This window comes from Streptomyces sp. NPDC001002 (assembly GCF_053599215.1).
This window is the reverse complement of record NZ_JBSFLV010000286.1, coordinates 1-3566: the sequence shown is the minus strand read 5'-3', so window position 1 is coordinate 3566 and position 3566 is coordinate 1. Positions and strand designations below refer to the sequence as shown.

The window sequence follows — 3566 nt, the reverse complement described above, 5'->3', positions numbered from 1 at the left end:
AGGGTGCCCGTCGAGGTCGTCTTGATGCCCTTGACGTTGGTGTAGGTGCTGGAGTTCTTCTTGCGGAACTGCAGCGCGACCTTCTGGGTGGCGTAACCGTGGTACTTGAGGTCGTCCCAGTTGGCGCGGGTGAGCTTGCCGGTGACCGTGATGGTCTTGCCCTTCTTCACCGGCTCCGGCGCGGCGTTGACCGTCAGCTTCGAGGTGCGCTGAAGCTTGGTCGAGCCGACCTTGTCCTGGGCGCCGAAGCCGACCTTGCTCAGGTCGATGTCGTCGTCCAGCGGGTCCTGGTCGTTCCAGTCGATGACGTAGCCGTCGGCCTTCCAGGTGGTCGCGTCCGCGTTGCCGAGCAGGTCCATCGACGGGTAGACGTCGATGGTGCCCTTGCAGGTGGACGTCGTCGTCGTGGCCGCGGTGCAGGTGGGCCAGTCGTCGCCGATCAGGAAGTTGTCCGGGTCGTCGTAGGAGCCGCGGTAGATCTCGACGTCCACCCACACGTCGGGGGCGCTGAGGTCGAGGCCCTCGTCGTGGGTGACGGTGTAGGTCACCGGGACGGAGACATGGCCGCTGATGCCCGCGACGATCGGCTTGCCCTTGTTGATCTTCACGTTGGAGAACGCGACGTTCAGCGCGTACGGGGTGCCCGTGTCCGCGGCGGCGGACGCGCCGACGCGGGAGGTGCCGGCCGCGGAGGTGCCGGCCGCGGCCTCGCGGACGGTCTGCGCGGCCTGCACGAGCTGGTCCTTGCCCAGCGGCGAGCTGTCGGCGTGCGCGGCCGGGACGGCGAGGGCGGAGAGGGCCAGGGCGCCGGAGACGGCGGCCACGGTGGCGCGAATACGCATGTACTTCCTCGGGTGGGAAGAGGGAAACAGGGGGACGGCGACGGGTGAGCGGCCCGGGCAGAACCCGCGCCGCTCACCTCACGTCACCGCTCACTTCAGGTCGCCGACCGCCTCACGGCGTCGACCACCGCACGCCGTCGACTACTTCACGTCGACGTAGTCGCCCGTGGCGCTGACCGCCGGGCTCGTCGAGGAGCCCGCGAAGCTGTAGCGGAAGTAGCCGTCGACCGTCGCCTTGGTCGTCGTCTTCAGCGCGCCCGTCGAGGTCGTCGTGACGCCCTTGACGTTGCTGTAGGTGCTGGAGCTCTTCTTGCGGAACTGCAGCGCCACCTTCTGGCCGCCGTACGCCACGTTCTTGCCGGTGTCCCAGCTGGCGCGGGTCAGCTTGCCCGTGACGGTGACGGTCTTGCCCTTCTTCACCGGCTCCGGCGCGGCGTTGACCGACAGCTGCGTGGCGCGCAGCACCTTGAAGGACTTCGCGTTGTCCTTCTGGATCGAGTCGGCGTCGTTGCCCACCGCGATCGCCCAGATCTTCCACGTGCCGGCGACCTTGTTGATCAGGTTGTAGCCCGGCTCCATGTCGAAGGTCGACTTGCAGTTCGACGTGGTGGCGTTCACGACGGTGCAGGTGGCCCGGCCGTCGCTGCTGTTGGCGACAGCGCCGCTGTCGGCGTGTTCGATGTCCGTGCCGTGGTAGAGGATGGCCGTGGCCCAGTCGGCGCCCGAGTTGTCCTTGACGGTGAAGGTGACCGAGATGGTCTTCTTCGCGGTCGCCCCGACGGAGACCGGCTTGCCGCCGTTCACGACGACGTTCGAGATCGTCGTGTCCCCGTCGATCTCGTCGGCGTGCGCGGCCGGCACGGCGAGGGCGGAGAGGGCCAGAGCGCCCGAGAGGGCGGCCACGGTGGCGCGAATACGCATGCTTTCCCCACGTTGTGATCAGGGAGCCTGGTGGCTCCGCTGATCAGATCCGCGACGGATGGGAAAGGTTGTACGAGTGGTGAGAACTTTGTGCGAGAAATTTCAAGATCGGGATCGCGCGTCCGTCCTGGCCGGCGACCTCCGACGGTCTTGACGGGCGACCCCCGACGCCCGCCTCCTCCCTCGCCTCAGCCGCCTCAGTCGAACCACCGATCCCGCCCCAGCTCCTCCGTCCGTGAAGGATCCTCCAGCAGCGCCGCCACCTCGAAGCGCCGCGGCCACTGGCGGGCCGCCCAGGACAGGCCCGCGGCCACGCCCTCGACCGTGGACGCGTGCAGGACGCCGTCGGACGTCAGGCGCCAGTCCAACTCCACGCCGTCGACGACCAGTTCCTCGTGTTCGACGTATGTCGTCGGGGTGCGGTCGCCCAGCAACACCTGCACCGACTCCGGTACGTCGTGTTCCGTGCCCTCCGAGTCCACCGAGCCCGTCACGGACTCGCTCAGACGCCGTACCTGGAACAGCTCCGCCAACTCCGCAGCCCGGGCCGGGCGGACCGGCAGCAGCGGGACGCCGTCCGTGAAGGGGAGCAGGTCCGGGGAGTCGACGACGACCGCGTCGGCCGCGTCGACCACGACCACATCGCCGTCGACCACGGCCCGCAGGTCGTCCGGCAGAGTGACCTGTTCCGGGTCCAGGTCGGCCAACGCACCGTAGAGGGCGTGCAGTTGGGTCCCAGTGACCCGGCGGTCCGGGTCGGCCAGGCGGTCCAGGAGTTCCGCCGCACCGCCCGGTTCGTCCAGCAACGCCGCCACCGAGGTGCGGACACCCAGCGCGCGCAGGACCTGCTCGTCGTCGAAGCCCGTCGCGTCGGCCTCGTCGTACAGGCCGCGCAGCAGCGGGTCGCCGCCCGCCGCCAGGAGGCCCGCCGGGCGGCGGCCGTCGAGGACCGGGTTTCCGCGCAGCCACCAGGCCGTGTACGGGCGTACCAGCTCGTGGGTGCCGTCGTGGAGGAGGACGCGGACCGGTTGGACCAAGGCGTCGCGCAGGGGAGGGCGGGACAGCATGGCCAGCGCCTGGGGCCACTTGTCGTCGTCCACCAGGTCCAGGTCGCGTACGGCGATCAGTTCCGTGGCGACGGGCGGGACCGGTGAGTCCGGGAAGCGGTCCAGGACGTCCTCGCTCCATACGTCCACCGCGTCCAGCAGCCCGGCGTCGTCGGGCTCGGCGAAGTCGCCGTCCCGGGGCTCCAGTTCATCGGGGTCGAGGACGACGTCGGTGGCGCGGACGAGCGCGAAGTCGGCGAGGACTCCGCAGGCGGCCAGCGGCTGCCGGCCCCACTTCTCGGCCAACTCGGCGTCGACGGAGGCGAGTTCGTCCTCGCGGATGACCTGGGCGAAGGGGCTGCCGGGGAAGACGAGTTCACCGGCGGGCGCCAACTCGCCCTCCTCGTCGGGGAGTGCGAGCGCGCCGAGCCACGGTTCGTCACCGGGCTCCAGGCCCGCGTCCCGCACCAGGGCGAGGACCGTGTCGGCCAACTCCTCGGCGTCGGGCGCCTCCTGCTCCCAGTCGAGGCCGCCCTCGTCGTCGAGGGAGGCGGCCACGGCGGCCCGCACCTGGGGCGTGGTGAGTACGGCCCGGGGGGTCGCGGGCAGCGCGCCCAGCTTCTCCAGCAGCGGGTGGGCGGCGTCCGGATGCGCGACCTTGAGCCCGAGCCGCGCCAGCACCTCGGGGTCGGTCAGCGCGTCGGCGTCCGACGTGGGCAGCAGCACCTGCCGGGGCCCGATGGTCGTCCGCCCGTCG

2 protein-coding genes and 1 pseudogene are annotated in these 3566 nt (G+C 70.6%); all 3 read right to left on the bottom strand.

Annotation, left to right across the window (positions count from 1 at the left end):
- Positions 1 to 842, bottom strand: an 842-nt coding sequence (locus tag ACWDR3_RS47415; protein WP_450358895.1) for a hypothetical protein, incomplete at its 3' end; no start/stop codon positions are given.
- 141 nt (positions 843 to 983) lie between these two features.
- Positions 984 to 1763, bottom strand: a complete 780-nt coding sequence (locus tag ACWDR3_RS47410; protein WP_450358894.1) for a calcium-binding protein — start codon at positions 1761 to 1763, stop codon at positions 984 to 986.
- 197 nt (positions 1764 to 1960) lie between these two features.
- Positions 1961 to 3566, bottom strand: a pseudogene (locus ACWDR3_RS47405) (sacsin N-terminal ATP-binding-like domain-containing protein); the annotation flags it as partial.